Origin of the sequence: Caballeronia sp. INML2, assembly GCF_023631365.1 — a bacterium.
GTDB classification, from domain to species: Bacteria; Pseudomonadota; Gammaproteobacteria; order Burkholderiales; family Burkholderiaceae; genus Caballeronia; species Caballeronia turbans.
The window spans coordinates 40,038-58,486 of sequence record NZ_JALQDH010000061.1 but is presented as its reverse complement, the minus strand read 5'-3'; the positions used below and the strand labels follow the sequence as shown (position 1 = coordinate 58,486).

The window sequence follows — 18,449 nt, the reverse complement described above, 5'->3', positions numbered from 1 at the left end:
GGTGGCCGTTCGCAACAACCTCGGGAGAAAGCAATGGCAAGCGTGCCCCTGAATGATGGCGATTCGCGCAGCGCCATTGAAATGAGCGTCGATGAGACGTCGGCGAGCGCGAGTCGCGTCAGAGTCGATGACAGACGGAACGAAACGACACTGTTTGTCGGTGAGTTTCTGGCCGTCGACATGGACCAAATCATCGGGGACCTGAACAAAAAGGGCTATTACGCCTTTCCATCGGCCATATCGCCAGACACGCTGAAAGCCATCGAGCGCGACGCGACGCAAACGAGACTAGGACTGAATGAGAACTCGATCAGCGGCGTATATTCCGAGAAGCAGTACTACCTGACCAATCTGCTCGCTGTGTCGAAGGCCTTCTACAACTTTGCTACGTCTTCCTTCGTGTTCAATGTCTGCGAGCGGTATCTGGGTGATCAATTTAGACTGAAAGCACTGCGCTACTATGAAACATATGGCGGACACCACATGCAGTGGCATACGGACAACAAGACGGACAAGGCATTCGCGCATATTCCCGGAATCATCTTCATCTTCTATGTATCGGACGTCGAGGATGGTGAATTCCAATATATCGAAGGCTCTCATCGCTGGTCCGGCGATAAGGCCTATAGCGATTACACTGACGGGTTCATCGAAGAGAACTATGGGACGGCGATCAGAAGCTTTAAGATGCCCAAAGGTTCCTTGCTGATCTACAACACATATGGAATTCACCGGGCAAGACCCGTCAAGGACAAGAACTTTGTCAGGAAGAGCGTCTTCTTCCAGGTAGACAGCGAAATCCAGAAGTCGGAGCCGATCATCGTCAACACAGAATTCATCACGAACATGAATGATCAGATCTCGATGTTTCTGGGCTTTGGAAAGCCATCAAACTATCAAGTCTTTCCAAAAACCACGCTGAACTCACTGGTCCTCGATAAAACGATGATTCGTGTCTTGACGAACTATGTCTTTCATCGCATCGCGCGCGCGGCTTTATCAAGGCTCCCGCTATCCGTCCAGCCCACCGTCAGGCGGCTCGTCAAAAGATGACCGCTCTCGAGGCAGCCCATCTGCGCCCCGCCGATCCGGTCGTCAGACCGGTCCCTACATGCCGACGTAACCGACCGGCTTCGTCGTGTTGCTCATCGCGACGTCTGCGTTCGTCGAGACCACATACTGCGGCAATTCCGTCAGCGTCAGCGTCACCGCGCCGTTGGTGTACGGAACGCTCGACAGGTTGCCCATTGCGTCGATCAGTTGTACCGAGCCGCTGTTGCCGTCCGCATCGACTGTGAGCGTGTAGTTCACGCTGTACTTGGTGCTGAAGTCGCCGTTCGACGCGGGCCACACGTCGTTGTTGTGCGTCCACAGCGCGGTGATGACGCGGCCACCGTTCAACTGCTGGAAGCCGTACGCATACACACCGGCGGGCAAGTCATTTACGGGACCGAGCGTGATCGTACCGTCCAGGATGCGTGTCATTGCGGCAATCGCCATCGCAGCGGGTTTCGGCGCGATATTCGTCGCGTCCTGCGAGCCTTCTGCGTTGTCGAGGTCGAAGAACGTGCCGTAGCCGATCTCGCCCGGATAGTCCGCTCCGTAGAACACGTAAGTTTGATCCGCACCTTCACCGAGAAGGATGAGGTGAGTGCGTGCGACGACCGCGCCTTGTGCGAAAAGGATATTCGGCGTCGGATAGTCAGGGCCATAGCTCGTGCCGAGGTCGTATTCGATGCCCGTTTCCGTCACGAATAACTTCATGTTCGGCTTGTATTCCTGCTGCATTTCAGCGCGAAGGCCACGCATCTGGTTGAGCAGCGAGCTCGCGGCATTGCTGTCGTCGGTGTATAGCCGCTCTGGCGGATGCGACGGCGACGAGCCGTCGACATCGTAATATCCGTGCGTCGTAACGCCATCGAGGTATTGCGCGAAACCGAGCGACGCGAGCGATTCCAGACGCGCGGTCGTGTGCATCGGAAATGACTCGGTCGGGCCCATGACCACCGCGCGAGGATCCGTCGAATGCAGGCCGTCGTATACATGCCGATAAAGGGCGACGAGATTCTTGTCCGAATCCTTCCAAAAGACTTCCGGTTCCCACGTCACCTGGTAATAGTTGCCCGACATGGTCGGATAGTATTTCGCGCGGATCGATTCCGTTTCCTGTCCGACGCGCGTCATGAAGTTCCAGTAATAGCCGAGGTCGTTCGGGATATAGCTGTGGTCGGGGTTGAGGTCGTGCATGCTCGCGCCACCGGGCAGGCCGTCGAGGCGCACGAAGCGCAACACTTTGCCTGACTTGTAGAACGGGTCGAGATTGTCAGCCGACGGATTGAATTCGAAGCGCTCGCCGGGCTCCATCGCGCCCATCGAGCGATCATCGATCGTCCATGAGAGACCAAGCGCGGACAGCGCCGCGCCCCAGCCGTTGAAGCCCTCCATCCCAAAGCGATGCTGGTCCTGCTTCGTGTATTCGACGCCGGGAATCGCGCTCGCGAGATCCGGGATCACGCCGAAGCTCGCGAAGCCGCCCGGACGCGTGCCCGATTCCCGCACTTGACCGCCCGCGCTGTCGAGCGTCGCCGAGACCTGGAAATAGCCGGCGAGCGTCGACGTGCATGCGAGCGTGCTCGTCGTCGCGCCGGCGGGCACGGCGAAATCGCCGCTCGCGACCGTGTTGCCGAGCACATCGGCGATGGTCCATTCGAGCGTGTCATCGGCGCTCGCGCGCGTGGTGATCGCGACGTCGATCCGGGCATCGATCGGGTACATGCGCGTGCCGTCGGAGTTCGGCGTATCGACGGTGATCAGGCCGCCGCTGCTGGACGCCGGCGCGGTCGTGGGTGCTACGCAGGCAATCTGGCGTGTCGCGTCTGCGTGGGCGACGGCCCGCGCGACGGCATCTGCGCTGGCGGCCGCAGCATCAGGAGCTTTAACGTCGTTGCCGCCGCCGCAACCGGCAAGCGCGAGAACGAGCGTCGAGAAAGAGAGGAGGGACTTTTGCATTGGATCCTGCTCAACGACCAGACGGTCTTTGAAACGCTCGGCGACGCCGATTGCGTTATACGCTCCATTGGGGGACTGATGCGTGCGATCGATCGGCAGGCAAGCGCGCACGCGGGCGGTCAGCGTTTGCCGACGATGAAGAGACAAGTCACTGGGTTGGAAATCGACAGGCGCCGTGCTTGAATGAAACTCAAATATTCCGTAAGTGTCTGTAACTTGATGAAACAGGCAGTAACGTCTGATCGTTGGGGCTCGGGCCACTCGAGAACTTGGCCGTTTTGGCGACAGATTGGTCCGCGGTTGGGGCGACCGTTTTTTCGCCGCGATTGACCCGAATTTCCAAACGAAAGTTGCCGCGACAAGCTTGGCAAGAGCGTCTTGCGCTTTAACTTTCCGGTCAATCTTTCGATACACCTGGAAGGTCAGCCTGAAGGGTGACCACGTGCGCGCCTTCGACAATGTCCACGGTTGCCTCGCGGTCATATGCCGGTAATCTCACTTGAAATCTGCCTGTCGGACCATACAATCCTGCCACCTAGCTCGTAGGAGGTAAGTCGTGGAATTCGATACGGACTGGATCACCCTTGGAAGACATCGCATCAAACTGCGCTCAACGAAAGGCTTCCCTAGCGAGATCATGCACCGGTTAGCGGAGGTCACTCGCCTGGCGGTTGATCACAACATGAGCGCGCGGGCGCGCATCGTGGAGATCGTCTTCCGGCAAGAGAAGGAATACGACATCAGGATAGGCACCACGATGGCGGACGACCGCGTGTGCGCGCCGCAGCTTGAAGCGGCGATAGCCACCGTCATGGGCCTCATGCCGGATCAGATCAACATCTTTGTCGAGGCGGTCACGCAGGAGGAAGTCGACCTCCACTTTGGCGTCTATGAGCGGATGCTCGCGGAAAAGCTCGGCACAGTTCCGCCGATACAGTAACGTTGGGTGGGCGAACCTGGGCGCTTGAGGGTATGCAAGTTATCAGGCGACGGCGAAGACGACGCTGCCTTGTTTAACCCGGCATCCGATCAGTTGAACACCCGTTTTGCAATGTCGAGTCTGTATGTCATGGCATTCATCTGGGTCTCCGTTCCTCAAGTGGTTGTGTCGCCACCCCACTTTGGCACATTGATGCCGTTCTATTTGGACGCCTCAACGATGCTCAATTCCCGAAGGGAGGACTGTGTCCATTCCATCGCGACCCTCTTCGGCCTTACGCGGACCGAGCCGAGCGAAGTAACTCTGTTCGTTTCAACATCGGACCGCATGCAGCCAATTGCCGTCAGACGCGTAGACAACAAAGGGTCGATTGAGCGGTGGTTCAACCGGCGACAAGAGGCGTTGAGACGGCGAATGAGTTCCAGCGATGTCGATCGTCAGCCGACCGTTCCCGGCTAAAATGCAGTTGTCTACCTCAGCCTTTCAAGTTTTGTCGCAGTCGGCCAAACTGCACAGACCCGGTCGAAGAACACCTGTTTCGCAGTAGGGCGACGGAAACGGTTATCTGGGCGATGCCTGCTGTCAACTTCGACCTGATGTGGCAGGCTCTGATCAAGGCGGGCCGACAGGGAAAGAGTCGAACTGGATTCCAACCGTTGCCGGCAAGGAGTGGGAAATCATGATGCGCTTCTACGGACCCAAGCCGCCTTTGTTTGACAAGACCTGGGTCTTGCCAGACGTCGTGGAGGTAGCCGCACCGTGAGTATGAAGGATTTTCCGAAGACACGGTGCCAGTCACGGTTGACAAATTCGTTCGTGCGGAAACCGACCGCTACTTCGCTAATTCCGTGAAGAGCGGTTGATTCGGAGGATGGAATCATATACGCGACTTGCTGCCGATTGATAAACAACCGGTCATTCGAGGCAGCCGAGACACACTGTATTCGAGTCGTATATCGATCTGGATGCCGGATCAGTGACAGTGACGTTACCCGATTCCGGCAACCGGTTCATGTCGCTGCAAATCATCAGCGAGGATCAATACACCACGACTCAATACGGAGCCGGGCCTCACACGCTCGACAAGGCTAAGATCGGCGCTCGCTATGTGCTGGCAGGCGTTCGCACATTGATCAACCCGACTGATCCAGGAGCAGGCGGAATTGAGCGCCCGCCAGCGTACTCAACGTAGCGGTGTCACGCCATCAGCGACGCCTGCCGGCATGCAGATGTGCTTTATTTCCGTGAAGTCGGCGAGGGCGTCGTAGCCGTGCAGGCGGCCGAGACCGCTTTGCCGGTAACCGCCCGTTTCCGCTTCGGCAAAGAGCTTGTTGTGATCGTTGATCCACACCGTGCCATTGCGCAGCGCGCGTGCGATGCGAAAGGCGCGCGCGCCGTCGTTGGTCCAAACGCTCGCGGAGAGGCCAAATACGGTGTCGTTGGCTTTATCGATTGCCTGCGCTTCAGTGTCGAACGTCTCAAGCGTGACGAACGGTCCGAAGATTTCCTCCTGGCAGAAGAACGCTTTTGGGTCGCTGTGCTCGACAAGCGTCGGCGAGAGGTACGCGTGTCCTGAGCGCGTGCCGCGCAGCAATATGCGATCGGCTTCGTCGCATGCGCGCGCAATGGTTTGATCGACCGCGTCCCGCGTGGCCGCGTCGATGAGCGGACCGATGTCCATTGCCTCGTTGATGCCTTCGCCCACTTTCAGCGCTTCGAGCGCACTGGTGAGATGCTCGCGCATCTCGGCCGCTCGCCGGGCATGCACGAGTACCCGGCGCGCAGCAGTGCATTGCTGACCCGAGATGATCGTCGCGGCGCGCGCGATACGCGGCGCGATCGCGGCGACGTCGGCATCCTCGAAGACGACACAGCACGACTTGCCGCCGAGTTCCAGCGAAAGCTTCTTCATGCTTTCGGCGGCCGCCGCCATGATCTTCTTGCCCGTTGCGGTCGATCCGGTGAAACTCACCACGTCCACGTCATGCGACTCGACCAGCCGTTCGCCCGCCGCATAGCCGATCTCGTTGACGAGGTTCACTGCGCCCTTCGGCAGCGCGGTTTGCTCGAAGCAGCGCAGCATGGCTGCGATGATCAGGGGGGTCTGTGCGGCGGATTTGACGATTGCGGTGCAGCCAGCGGCGAGCGCCGGCGCGAGCGAGCGGACGAGCAACACTGCGGGCGCATTCCAGGGCACAAAGATGGCCGCGACGCCAGCGGCTTCGCGCAGCATCGTCGAGATCGTTCCCGGTTCGGATTCAAGCACGTGGCCGGCGATGTGCCGGGCGAGTCCCGCGTAGTATCGGACTTCGGAAATCGCGGCGGCGATCTCGCCGCGCGATTGCGCGATAGCCTTGCCGTTTTCGCGCGTGAGAAGGGTCGCAAGCGGCTCGCGTTGCGCATCGAGTGCGCCGGCCCATGCGAGCAGCACGTCCTGACGCAAACGCGCGTCCTGTGCCCACGTCGTGCGGTCGAACACGTTCCGTGCCGCGGCGATGGCCGCATCGGCTTCCGGCGCCCCGCCGTCGGCGAACTGGCCGATGCTTTCGCCCGTAGCGGGGTCGATGCTGTCCACCGACAGCACGCCGACCCATGCGCCGGCTATCCAGTGTGGTGCTTTCATGCAGTTTCCTTGGAGATAAGAGGGGCGTTTGTGCCGGATGCGTCCGACACGCGATGAAGTTCGTCGGCGATGATCTCGATCAGCGCCTCGGCCGCAGCGGACAACGGTCTGCGCGGATGGCTCACGCGCACGATATGCCGCACGATGCGCGGCGCGAGAATCGGATAGGCCCGCAATGTCCCGCGCTGCACGGCCCGCCCAACGGCGATGCGCGGCAGGATCGTCGCAAAGCGCGTGCTCTCTACGAGCTTCACGATCGTGCTGAGCACGTCGATTTCGAAACGCGGCGCAAGCAGCACGTCTTCGTGCTGCGCGGCGGTATCGAGCACGCCGCGCAGGCCGTGGCGCTTGGTCGGCAAGACGAGTTCGAGTTCGGGCAACTGCGCAAGCTCGATCGTGTGCGGCAGGTCTGGGCCGTGCTGCACGCTCGTCGCCAGCACCATTTCTTCATCGAGCAGCGTCTGAGAATCCAGCGACAGGCGCGCGCGGGGCTTGTTGATGAGGGCCGCATCGAGTTGCCCACCCGCGACCCAGTCAATGAAGGTCGCGCTGAAGCCGTCCGCCACCGTCACTTCCACATGCGGATAACGCGCATGAAAGCGCGAGAGCGAATCGGCAAGCACGCTCTCCGTCACCGATGCGATGAGCCCGATGTTCACATGCCCCGTCACTACTTCGTCGCGCTGCTGAAGCTGCTGCCGCGCGTGCGCAAGGTCGCGCATGATCGGTAGAAAGAGGCGATACATCAGCCGTCCGGCGGCGGTCGGCGCCATGCCATGCGCGCCGCGCTCGAACAATTGCTGGTGCAACTCTTCTTCCAGCTTCGCGATCTGCATGCTGAGTGCGGGCTGCACGATGTTCAGCCGTTTGGCCGCGCGCGTGACCGACCCGTCCTCGAAGAGTGCGATGAAGTACTGGATTTGCTTGAGGTCCATTTTTGGTTCGGATTCGTATCAGTAAGCCTAATGACGTGAGATCGCGTTATCACTCATCGGCGCGGCATTAGATTCCGGCCATTTCGCGCAATGCGCGGCCGTGCGTCGAGACATCACCGGTGTATTGATATCGGTCCGAAAGACCTGTGTCATTGGGGCTAACGCTGATATCAACATTAATGATTCAACGCATCAAAAAACAGTATTAGAAGTTATATCGCTATCTCGCTACGCTTCATTTCATCCCTTGCCGCGGCGCTCCGGCCGCAAAAACGCAGGGGACCGATGGAGACGCAGATGAATATTCGCGATGCCGCTACGCACGGCACCTCTTCCACCTTTGCTCTTCCGTGGGCTTCGAATCGTTCAGAGACGTCAGCGCTCACGCTGCGCGACTGGCTCGCGCATCTCGCGAAGACCGGCCGCCTCGCGACCATCGAGCGGCCAGTTGCGCTCGAACACGAACTCGCCGCGATCGCCAAACGGCTCGACGGTACGCAGGCCGCTTTCTTTACGCAGCCCGGCGGCAAGGGCGTGCCGGTCGTCTCCGGCTTCATGTCGAAGCGCGGCTGGATCGCGGAGGCGCTGGGCGTGCAGGAAGCGGGCCTGCTCGCGCGCTTTTCTGCGGCGGTCGCGCAGCCGATCGCATCGAGGGTGGTCGATCGCGCAAACGCGCCCTGTCAGGAGATCGTTCATACGAACGGCATCGACCTGCACGCATTGCTGCCGATTCCCACCCACAGCGAACACGACAACGGCCCGTACATCACGGCGGGTCTCGTCATTGCGCGCAATCCGCGCACCGGCGTGCAGAACGTGTCGATCAACCGCATTCAGGTGCACGGCCCGGACCGCATGGCGATCCTGCTCCTGCCGCGTCATCTGTACGCGTTCCAGAAAGCCGCGGAGGAAGCGGGCGATGCCCTCGACGTGGCCGTCGCGATCGGCGTGGATCCGCTGACGATGCTCGCTTCGCAGGCGATCACGCCGATCGATCACGACGAACTGGAGATCGCCGGAGCGCTGCATGGCGCGCCGCTGCCGGTTGTGACATGCGTGACGAGCGGCGTGCATGTGCCGGCGTTCGCCGAGATCGTCATCGAAGGACGCATTCTGCCGAACGTGCGCGAGCCGGAAGGCCCGTTCGGCGAATTCCCGAAGTATTACAGCGCGAAGGAAGCGCGCGAGGTGATCGAGGTGACGGCAGTCACGCATCGCCGCGATCCGGTCTTTCATACGATCGTGCCCGCCGAGATGGAACATCTGTTACTCGGCGGGATTCCCCGCGAAGCGACGCTCCTCGCGCATCTGCGACGCAGCCATCCGGGTGTCACGGATGTGCATCTGTCGGTTGGCGGCGTGTGTCGTTATCACCTCTGGGTGCAGTTCGAAAAGAAGCGGGAAGGCGAAGCGAAGAACGTGATCCTGTGCGCGTTCGGCGCGCATTACGACATCAAGCAGGTCGTCGTCGTCGATACCGATGTGGACGTGCACGATCCCGCCGAAATCGAATGGGCGATCGCGACGCGCTTTCAGGCCGATCGCGATCTCGTCGTGATCGAGGGGGCACAGGGTTCGCCGCTCGATCCCTCAACGACAGTGGGCCAACCGGCGGACGCGCCGCCGCATCTGCAAGGTGTGAGCGCAAAGATGGGTCTCGACGCGACGCGCCCCGTGGTCTATCCAGAACACGTGTTTACGCGCGTTCGCATTCCCGGGCAGGACACGGTCGAACTCGACGCGCTCGTCGCCGGCGACAACGCCGCTTTCGAAGCTTACCTGGGCCGCGACCATGACTGAGCGAAACAAGTCGCGCATCGTGGTCGGCATCTCGGGCGCGAGCGGCGCCGCGATCGGCGTGCGCCTGCTCGCCGCGCTGCGCCGGCTCGGCACGCACGAGACGCATCTGATCGTGTCGGCGTCGGGTGCGGTCACGGCGGCGCAGGAACTTGGCCTCGGACGCGGCGACCTCGATGCGCTCGCCGACGTCGTTCATAATGTGCGCGACATCGGCGCGGCGGTGGCGAGCGGCTCGTTCCTGACCGAGGGCATGGTGATCGCGCCGTGTTCGATGAAGACGCTCGCAGGCGTCGCCAACGGTTTCGCCGACAACCTGCTCACGCGCGCCGCCGACGTGATGCTCAAGGAGCGCCGCCGCCTCGTGTTAGTGGCGCGCGAAACGCCGCTGAACCTCGCGCATCTGCGCAACATGACGCTCGCCACCGAGATGGGCGCAATCGTTATGCCGCCGGTGCCCGCGTTCTACGCGCATCCGAAGACGATCGAAGACGTGGTCGATCACACGGTCGGCCGCATTCTGGATTTATTCGGCATCGAGCACGGCGAGATCGCGCGGCGCTGGAGCGGTCTCGCCGACGAGTTCGCAAGCTGCGAACAAGGAGCCGCGCGATGAACCAGCGCGAGACTTCTTTCGCACATATCGAGGCGCGCGCCAAGCAGGCGCCATTTGCGAAGCGCCACGTCGGCCGTTCGATGCAGCGCCTCGAAGATCCCGCGATCCTGACGGGCCGCGGCCGCTACGGCGACGACATCGCGATCAAGCCCGGCACATTGCACGCGGCCGTGCTGCGCTCGCCGCACGCGCATGCGGAGCTCGTATCGATCGATGCGCAGGCGGCGTCGAAGCTGCCGGGCGTTCGCGCGGTCCTTACGCGCGACGATCTGCGCGCATGGTCGCGGCCGTTTGTCGTCGGCGTGAAGTCCCCCATGGAGCAATGGTCGCTCGCGATGGATCGCGTGCGTTATGTCGGCGAGCCGGTGGCCGTGGTGATGGCCGAATCGCGGGCGCTTGCCGAAGATGCGCTCGATCTCATCAAGGTCGAATACGCGATGCTCGATCCGGTGACATCGATCGAAGAGTCGATCAAGGACGATGCGCCGGTGCTGCACGACCGCGTCGGCACGAACGTCATCAGCGACCGGCATTTTCGCTACGGCGATCCCGAAGCAGCGTTTGAAAAGGCGCCGCATCGCGTGAAGTCAGTCGCACACTACCCGCGCAACACGTGTGCGCCGATCGAATGCGGCGTGGTGATCGCTGAGTATCTGTCGGGCAACGAAGGCTACGACGTCACCTCGAACTTCATGGGGCCGTTTTCGCTGCACGCCGTGATGGCGATGGCGCTGAACGTGCCGGCGAATCGTCTGCGTCACAAGGCGCCGCGCGATTCGGGCGGCAGCTTCGGCGTGAAGCAGGCGGTGTTTCCCTATGTCGTGCTGATGTGCCTTGCATCGCGCAAGGCGGGCGCGCCGGTGAAGTGGGTCGAGGACCGGCTGGAGCATCTGAGCGCGGCAACTTCGGCGACCGCGCGCTTCTCCACGATCGAAGCCGCCGTCGAAAACGACGGACGCATTACTGCGCTTTCATACGATCAGCTCGAAGATGTCGGCGGCTACGTACGCGCGCCGGAACCCGCGACGTTCTACCGGATGCACGGCTGCCTGACGGGCGCGTATGCCATCGACCACCTCGTCGTGCGCAATCGCGTCGTGCTGACCAACAAGACGCCGACCGGGCTCGTGCGTGGCTTCGGCGGTCCGCAGGTCTACTTCGCGCTCGAACGGCTGATGCAGCGCATCGCGATCGAGCTGAAGCTCGACGTGCTCGACGTATACCGGCGCAACTTCGTTCCTGCCGATGCATTTCCATATCGCGCGGCGGCGGGCGCGCTGCTCGACTCGGGGAACTTTCAGGAAGTGTTGCGCCGCGCGCTCGCGGACGGCGGCTACGACGCACTCGTCGCGCGGCGCGAGGCGGCGCGCGGCGAAGGGCGGTTATACGGCATCGGCTTTGCGGCGATCGTCGAGCCTTCCATGTCCAACATGGGCTACATCACGACCGTGATGCCCGCCGAAGCGCGCAGGAAAGCCGGTCCGAAGAGCGGCGCGATCGCAAGCGCGACGGTGAGCGTCGATCTGCTCGGCGGCGTGGTCGTGACGGTGGCGTCGACGCCGGCGGGGCAGGGCCACATGACCGTGTGCGCGCAAGTCGTCGCGGATGTGCTCGGGCTCGATCCGAAAGACATCGTTGTGAACGTCGAGTTCGACACGCACAAGGACGCGTGGTCCGTCGCGTCGGGCAACTATTCGAGCCGCTTTGCGGGAGCGGTGGCGGGCACCGTGCATCTCGCCGCGGTACGGGTGCGCGACAAGCTTTCGCGCATCGTCGCGAAACAGTTCGGCTGCGCGCCCGAGGAAGTCTGCTTCGATGGCGCGCGCATCTACCCGAAGGGCGCCGAGGATCGCGCGCTGCCGTTTCCGCGCATCGCGAGCAACGCGCCGCATTGGGCGCCCGCGCTCCTGCCCGAAGGCGAGGAACCAGGCTTGCGCGAGACCGTCTTCTGGACGCCCCCGAACATGGAGGCGCCCGACGAGAACGATCGCATCAACACGTCGGCGGCCTATGGATTCGCGTTCGATATGTGCGGCGTCGAAGTGGATCGCGCGACGGGCCGCGTGCGAATCGACCGCTACGTGACCGCGCACGATGCCGGCACGCTGCTGAACCCCGCACTCGCCGACGGCCAGATTCGCGGCGCGTTCGCACAAGGTCTCGGCGCGGCGTTGATGGAAGAGTTCCGCTATGGCGCGGACGGCAGTTTCCAGTCCGGCACGCTCGCCGACTACCTGATGCCGACTACCTGCGAAGTGCCCGATCCGGTGATCGTGCATCTGGAAACGCCGTCGCCGTTCACGCCGCTCGGCGCGAAAGGTCTCGGCGAGGGCAACAACATGAGTACGCCGCCGTGCATCGCGAATGCCGTCGCCGATGCGCTCGGGGTCGACGATATTCGCCTGCCGCTCACGCCGTCGAAAGTGATGGCGCTGATCGGCATCGACGACCCCGAGCCGTCGCGGCCCGAACTGCGCGACGCGCCCGCGAAGAAGCCCGCGACGCCGGGCGGCAAGGCGCTGACGGCGCAAGGCACGGTCGATTTGCCCGCGACGCCCGAAGCGGTCTTCGCCGTCTTGCTGAACCCGCAAGCGCTCGCGAAGGTCATCCCCGGCTGCCATGCGCTCGACGAGACGGCGCCGAACCAGTATCGCGCGGATGTGACGGTCGGCGTCGGCATGATCAAGGCGCGCTTTGAAGCGCGCATCGGTTTGTCGGAGATCGACGCGCCGCATCGGCTGCGGCTTTCGGGCGCGGGCATCTCGCCGCTGGGCAGCGCGCGCGGCAACGGGCTCGTCGAGCTCACGCCCACTGACCACGGCACGCGGCTGTCCTACGACTACGAAGCGCAGGTGTCGGGCAAGGTCGCGGCGGTCGGCGGCCGCATGCTCGAAGGCGCGGCGAAAGTAGTGCTCAAGCAACTCTTCGAATCGCTCGGAAGACAGGCCGCCGGCCGGCCGGTGCAGGCGGGCGGTTCATGGATTTCACGCGTCATCGCGCGTTTCAGGAGCCGCACATGAAGCCCGCCCCGTTCGACTATCTGCGCGCCATGTCGACGCACGAAGCACTCGATGCGCTCGCTCGATTCGGCGAGGACGCGCGCGTGCTCGCGGGCGGCCAGTCGCTGATGGCGGTGCTCAACATGCGGCTCGCGCAACCGCGCGTGCTCGTCGACATCTCGCGTACGGAAGAACTGAACGAGGTTCATGCCGACGACAAGACGGGGCAATTGCGCGTGAGCGCGGCGGCGACGCAAGGGAGCGTCGAATGGCGCAAGAGCTTGGGCAACGAAGTGCCGATGCTCGCGATGGCGTTCCCGCATATCTCGCATTTTCAGATCCGCAATCGCGGGACCGTATGCGGTTCGATCGCGCATGCGGACCCGAGCGCCGAACTGCCGCTCGTGCTTGCCGTGCTCGGCGGCGACGTGACGTTGCGCTCGACGAAGAAAAAGCGCGTGCTTGCGGCGCAGGACTTCTTTCAAGGCATGTTGATGACGGCGCGCGAACCGGACGAACTCGTCGAGTCCGTGCGCTTTCCGCTGAAGAAGCCGGGCGAGCGTTACGCGTTCACCGAATTTTCCGCCCGTCACGGCGACTTCGCGATGGTCGCGTGCGCGGCGGTCGTGACGGACGACGCGATCCGCATCGCGGTGGGCGGCGTTGCGGACCGGCCGACGGTCGAACGCTGGCCGCGCCTCTCAGGCGACGACCTGCGCGGGGCATTGAACGATTTGAGCTGGAAGCTGGGCGCGCAGGACGACGCCCACATCAGCGCGAAGTATCGCCGGCATCTGGTCCGGCAACTCGGATGGCGCGTGATTGAGGAGGCGAAGTGAGCAAGACATCGACGAACATCCTGCGGCAAGGCGAAGCGCAGCGCGTGACGCTGACGCTCAACGGCCGCGAACGCAGCGGCCATTGCGAGCCGCGCGAACTGCTGTCGGACTTCATTCGGCACGAGCTCGGCGCGATCGGGACGCATGTCGGCTGCGAACACGGCGTGTGCGGCGCGTGCACGGTGCACATCGACGGCGTCGCGGCGCGTTCGTGCCTGATGCTCGCGGTGCAAGTGCAGGGAAGGCGTGTCGATACGGTCGAGGGTCTCGCACCCGATCAGACGCTCGGCGACTTGCAGCAGGCGTTCCAGCGGCATCACGCGCTGCAGTGCGGCTTCTGCACCGCGGGCATCCTGATGTCGTGTGCGGACTATCTGCAACGCGTGCCCGATCCGAGTGAAGAGCAGGTGCGCGAGATGCTCTCGGGCCATATCTGCCGATGTACCGGCTACACGCCGATTGTCCAGGCGGTGCTCGACGTTGCGGCACGTCGCAATGGTCGCATCCGCAGCGAACAAGGCGAGGAGGTCGAGCATGCTTGATCTCGGCCGCACGTTCCTGCAAAGCGTCGAGCGCAGCCCGCATGCGCTCGCGCTCGTCGATGGAGAATTGCAATTCACCTATGCGCAGTGGCACCGCGTCATCCTTGATGTCGCCGATGGCTTGCGCGAACTCGGTCTCTCACGCGGCGACCGGCTGCTCGTCGTGCTGCAAAACCGCTGGGAAATGGCGACGCTGCACTGGGCCTGCCAGTTCGCAGGCATCGTGATCGTGCCGCTCAACTGGCGCGCCAAACCCGACGAACTCGACTACTGTGTGACTGACGCGGACGTGAAGGCAATCGTCTTCGAACCGGTGTGCGCGGATGCCGTCATGCAAAGCAGCGCGGCGCAAAACGTGCCGCGCATCGGACTCGATGATGCAGAAGGCCGCACGACCTCCTTTGACGCGCTGCTCGTCGAACGCACGCATGCAGGCGAGACCACCGACGCGAATGCAGACGATTTCTCGCTGATCCTCTACACATCGGGCACGACCGGAAAGGCGAAGGGCGTGCCGCGCCGTCACCGGCACGAACGCGCGGGCGCGCTCGCGCATGTCGCGCAGAACCTGTACCGGCACGGCGAACGCACGCTCGGGGTCATGCCTCTCTATCACACGATGGGCGTGCGCTCGCTGCTCTCGATGGCGCTCGTCGATGGTCTCTTCGTCTGTGTGCGGCGCTGGAACGCGCGGCTCGCGCTCGACTCCATCGCAAAGCACAGCCTCACGTGCCTGTATCTCGTGCCGACGCTTTATCACGACCTGCTCGCCGATTCCGCCTTCGCGAACATCGATACCTCGTCGGTAAAGAAGCTCGGCTTCGCGGGAGCGCCGATGAACGATGGCCTGCTCAAGCGCCTCTCGGCCGCGTTCGCGCCGGAACTGTTCGTCAACCACTACGGCTCGTCCGAGGTCTACACGTTCAGCATCGACCAGGACGCGACGAAAAAGCCGGGCAGCGCGGGACGTGCGGGCATCAACACGCGACTTCGCGTCGTGAAGCTCGATGCGAAGTCGCCCGACGATCTCGCGCCGGTGAACGAGGAAGGCCAGATCATCGCGGACCTGCTCGGCGACGAAGCGTTCGAAGGCTACTGGAACCGCCCCGATGCCAACGCGAAGTCGCTTCGCGAAGGCTGGTACTTCACCGGCGACACCGGCTACTTCGACCAAGACGGCGACCTTTACGTTTCCGGACGAGTCGACGACATGATCATCAGCGGCGGCGAGAACATCTCGCCGGTCGATATCGAATCGGTGCTTTCGCTGCATCCGTCGGTCGATGAAGTGGCCGTCGCGGGCGTGAAGGACGAGCGCTGGGGCCAGCGCGTGGTCGCGTTCATCAAGCGCCGTGACTACGTCGATTCAGCCGCGCTCGACGCATGGTGCCGCGAGTCGGACCTGGTCAACTTCAAGCGTCCGCGCGATTACGTGTTCGTTGACGACATCCCGAAATCGCCGGTCGGCAAGATCCTGCGCCGCAAGCTATCCGCAGGCGAATATCAATGCGATGACGGTTCGTCCGCATCCGCTGCACACCACACCGAAATCACGAAGGAGTAGACCACCATGACCGATTTGATCCATCGCGGCCAGGCACTGCTAAAGGACCTCGACGGCTTCTCGATCGAGATCGACGCCGGGCGCGAGCGCGCCGACATCATCCTGCATCGCCCGCCGTTCAACGTGATCTCGATGCACGCGCGCGACCAGTTGCGCGCCGCGTTCGAAGCGCTCGACGAAGACGATCGCGTGCGCGTCATCGTCGTGCGCGCGAAGGGCGAGCACTTTTCGAGCGGCGGCGACATCAAGGGCTTTCTCGAAGCTTCGCCCGAGCATGTCTCGAAGCTCGCCTGGAATATCGCGGCGCCCGCGCGCTGCTCGAAGCCGGTGATCGCGGCCAATCGCGGTTTCTGCTTCGGCGTGGGCTTCGAGTTGTCACTTGCGTGCGACTTCCGCATAGCGACCGAGACCACATTCTATGCACTGCCCGAACAGAAGCTCGGGCAGATTCCGGGCTCGGGCGGATCGGCGCGCTTGCAGCAGATGGTCGGCATCGGCAGGACCAAGGACATCGTGATGCGCTCGCGCCGCATACCGGGCAAGCAGGCGTACGAGTGGGGCATCGCGGTCGAGTGCGTGCCGGATGCGGAACTGGAAACTGCCACCGATGCACTCGTGAACGAGTTGCGGACGTTCTCGCCGCTCGCGCAACGCACGGCGAAGAAGCTGCTCAACGATTCCGAAGATGCGCCGCTCTCGATCGCGATCGAACTCGAAGGGCATTGCTATAGCCGTCTGCGAACCTCGGACGATTTCCGTGAAGGCGTCGAAGCGTTCCACGGCAAGCGCAATCCCGCGTTCCGCGGTTCCTGAGAAGCCAGCAAGAGACGAGGAGACAGGCAATGGAACGTTTCGACTACGTGATCATCGGTGGCGGATCGGCGGGATGCGTGCTCGCGCATCGACTGTCGGCGGTGCCGTCGCTGCGCGTCGCGTTGGTCGAGGCGGGCGCGGATACGCCGCCGGGCGCGGTGCCCGCGCATATCCTCGACAGCTATCCAATGCCCGTCTTTTGCGGCGATACCTACATCTGGCCGGATCTGAAAGCGAAGGCGACAAAGACATCGGCGCCGCGCGTGTATGAGCAGGGCCGTGTGATGGGCGGCGGGTCGAGTATCAACGTGCAGTCGGCGAATCGCGGCCTGCCGCGCGACTACGACGAGTGGGCCGAAAATGGCGCGCCGGGCTGGGCATGGGACGACGTGCTGCCCTATTTTCGCAAGCTCGAGCGTGATGTGAATTTCCCCTCCGGGGCGTTGCATGGCAGCGATGGTCCAGTGCCGATCCGCCGCATCATGCCGGAAAACTGGCCCCCGTTCTGTCACGCGTTCGCCGATGGTCTGCGTGCGAACGGCTTCGCCGCCTTGCAGGACCAGAATGCCGAGTTCGGCGATGGCTTTTTCCCGGGGGCGTTCTCAAATATCGACGACAAACGCGTGTCTACCGCTGTCGCGTACCTCGACGAAGCGACACGCAAGCGGCCCAATCTCACTGTCTATTCGAACCTGCGTGTCGAGCGAATCGTGATGGAAGGGACCGCTGCTCAGGGCGTGGTCGCGGTGGCGCCGAACGGCGAGCGGGTGCGTCTCTTCGCCGATGAGGTCGTCATTTGTGCAGGCGCGCTCCAGTCGCCCGCGTTGCTGATGCGCGCGGGCATCGGTTCGGAGCACGAGCTCGGCGAGCTCGGCATTGGATGCCGCGTCGACCTGCCAGGCGTCGGGCGCAATCTGCAGGATCATCCGTCGCTCACCTTCTGCCATTTTCTCGAACCGCGCTTTCGTATGCCGCTTTCCCGGCGGCGCGCAAGCATGACGGCGGCTCGTTTCACGTCGGGCGTCGATGGCGGCGAATCGTCGGATCTGTATCTGTCGAGCGCGACGCGTGCCGCATGGCATTCGCTCGGCAACCGGCTTGGTCTCTTCTTTCTCTGGTGCAACCGGCCGTATTCGCGAGGCCGCGTGCAGCTCGTTTCATCCGATGCAGCGGTCGCACCGCGTGTCGAACTCAATTTGCTCGACGATGAACGCGACCTCGATCGGCTTGCGATCGGCGTGCGGGTGCTCGCGAAGATCGTCGCGGCATCGGGCCTCGGTCACGATCAGCGCGATTTCTTTCCTGCGGCATTTTCGCCGCGCGTGAAGGCGCTAAGCCGTGTTGGCGAGGGCAACGCGCTGCTGACTTCGGTGCTCGGCACGCTGCTCGATACACCCGCGCCGATTCGCCGCCTGCTGATCGAACGCTTTTTCACGCGGGGGCTCAGGATCTCCGAGCTGCTCGCCGATGAACGCGCGCTCGCGGATTTCATCCGCGCGAACGTCTTTGGCGTATGGCATGCAAGCGGAACGTGCCGCATGGGCGACGCGCGCGAGCGCAGCGCCGTGACCGACACCGAGGGCAGAGTGCACGGAACGCGAGGCTTGCGAGTGGTTGATGCATCGCTGATGCCGCGACTGCCTTCGGCGAATACCAATATCCCGACCATCATGATTGCCGAAAAGATCGCCGACGCAATGGTCAGGAGACGCGCAGGCAGCGCATGGACAACGACGCCGCTCGCCGCCGCGCACTGACAAGTTTCTTAACGG

The 18,449-nt window shown here is 62.9% G+C and carries 14 protein-coding genes; 11 read left to right on the top strand and 3 right to left on the bottom strand.

What is annotated here, in order from left to right:
- Positions 1 to 33 precede the first annotated feature (33 nt).
- Entirely contained in the window at positions 34 to 1,053 is a 1,020-nt protein-coding gene (locus NCT32_RS22055; RefSeq protein WP_061118989.1) for a phytanoyl-CoA dioxygenase family protein, read from the top strand.
- A gap of 54 nt (positions 1,054 to 1,107) precedes the next feature.
- Here NCT32_RS22055 and NCT32_RS22050 read toward each other — a convergent pair whose 3' ends face one another.
- Positions 1,108 to 3,009, bottom strand: a complete 1,902-nt coding sequence (locus NCT32_RS22050) for a hypothetical protein (RefSeq protein ID WP_250490527.1) — start codon at positions 3,007 to 3,009, stop codon at positions 1,108 to 1,110.
- Positions 3,010 to 3,565: 556 nt separating this feature from the next.
- On the opposite strand from NCT32_RS22050, the gene NCT32_RS22045 reads away from it, so the two are divergent.
- Both NCT32_RS22045 and NCT32_RS37285 read left to right on the top strand, forming a co-directional pair.
- Positions 3,566 to 3,949, top strand: coding sequence for a hypothetical protein (locus NCT32_RS22045; RefSeq protein WP_061118990.1), 384 nt, complete (start codon positions 3,566 to 3,568; stop codon positions 3,947 to 3,949).
- Between the two features lie 598 nt (positions 3,950 to 4,547).
- Positions 4,548 to 4,712 (top strand): DUF1214 domain-containing protein, encoded by a 165-nt coding sequence (locus NCT32_RS37285; RefSeq protein ID WP_250538949.1) that lies wholly within the window; start codon positions 4,548 to 4,550, stop codon positions 4,710 to 4,712.
- A gap of 420 nt (positions 4,713 to 5,132) precedes the next feature.
- Here NCT32_RS37285 and NCT32_RS22040 read toward each other — a convergent pair whose 3' ends face one another.
- Both NCT32_RS22040 and NCT32_RS22035 read right to left on the bottom strand, forming a co-directional pair.
- Positions 5,133 to 6,572: an aldehyde dehydrogenase family protein gene (locus NCT32_RS22040; protein WP_061118992.1), complete on the bottom strand. Its 1,440-nt coding sequence runs from the start codon at positions 6,570 to 6,572 to the stop codon at positions 5,133 to 5,135.
- Entirely contained in the window at positions 6,569 to 7,507 is a 939-nt protein-coding gene (locus tag NCT32_RS22035; RefSeq protein WP_061118993.1) for a LysR family transcriptional regulator, read from the bottom strand. Before NCT32_RS22035 ends, NCT32_RS22040 begins: the two co-directional genes overlap by 4 nt.
- A 297-nt stretch (positions 7,508 to 7,804) precedes the next feature.
- Here NCT32_RS22035 and NCT32_RS22030 point away from each other — a divergent pair, with 297 nt between their 5' ends.
- Genes NCT32_RS22030 through NCT32_RS21995 form a run of 8 tightly spaced genes read left to right on the top strand, consistent with a single transcriptional unit; the run spans position 7,805 to position 18,434 of the window.
- Entirely contained in the window at positions 7,805 to 9,307 is a 1,503-nt protein-coding gene (locus tag NCT32_RS22030; RefSeq protein WP_250490526.1) for a UbiD family decarboxylase, read from the top strand.
- Positions 9,300 to 9,920 (top strand): UbiX family flavin prenyltransferase, encoded by a 621-nt coding sequence (locus NCT32_RS22025; protein ID WP_061118994.1) that lies wholly within the window; start codon positions 9,300 to 9,302, stop codon positions 9,918 to 9,920. Before NCT32_RS22030 ends, NCT32_RS22025 begins: the two co-directional genes overlap by 8 nt.
- Positions 9,917 to 12,940, top strand: coding sequence for a molybdopterin cofactor-binding domain-containing protein (locus NCT32_RS22020; RefSeq protein WP_061118995.1), 3,024 nt, complete (start codon positions 9,917 to 9,919; stop codon positions 12,938 to 12,940). Before NCT32_RS22025 ends, NCT32_RS22020 begins: the two co-directional genes overlap by 4 nt.
- Complete coding sequence (locus NCT32_RS22015; RefSeq protein WP_061118996.1) at positions 12,937 to 13,758, top strand: xanthine dehydrogenase family protein subunit M; 822 nt, start codon at positions 12,937 to 12,939, stop codon at positions 13,756 to 13,758. Before NCT32_RS22020 ends, NCT32_RS22015 begins: the two co-directional genes overlap by 4 nt.
- Positions 13,755 to 14,300, top strand: coding sequence for a (2Fe-2S)-binding protein (locus NCT32_RS22010; RefSeq protein WP_061118997.1), 546 nt, complete (start codon positions 13,755 to 13,757; stop codon positions 14,298 to 14,300). The genes NCT32_RS22015 and NCT32_RS22010 overlap by 4 nt, the downstream gene beginning before the upstream one ends.
- Positions 14,293 to 15,864, top strand: coding sequence for an AMP-binding protein (locus NCT32_RS22005; protein WP_061118998.1), 1,572 nt, complete (start codon positions 14,293 to 14,295; stop codon positions 15,862 to 15,864). Before NCT32_RS22010 ends, NCT32_RS22005 begins: the two co-directional genes overlap by 8 nt.
- A 6-nt stretch (positions 15,865 to 15,870) precedes the next feature.
- Positions 15,871 to 16,677, top strand: coding sequence for an enoyl-CoA hydratase/isomerase family protein (locus tag NCT32_RS22000; protein ID WP_061118999.1), 807 nt, complete (start codon positions 15,871 to 15,873; stop codon positions 16,675 to 16,677).
- Between the two features lie 29 nt (positions 16,678 to 16,706).
- A complete protein-coding gene (locus NCT32_RS21995; RefSeq protein WP_061119000.1) occupies positions 16,707 to 18,434 on the top strand; it encodes a GMC family oxidoreductase in 1,728 nt (575 codons plus the stop codon).
- Positions 18,435 to 18,449 lie beyond the last annotated feature (15 nt).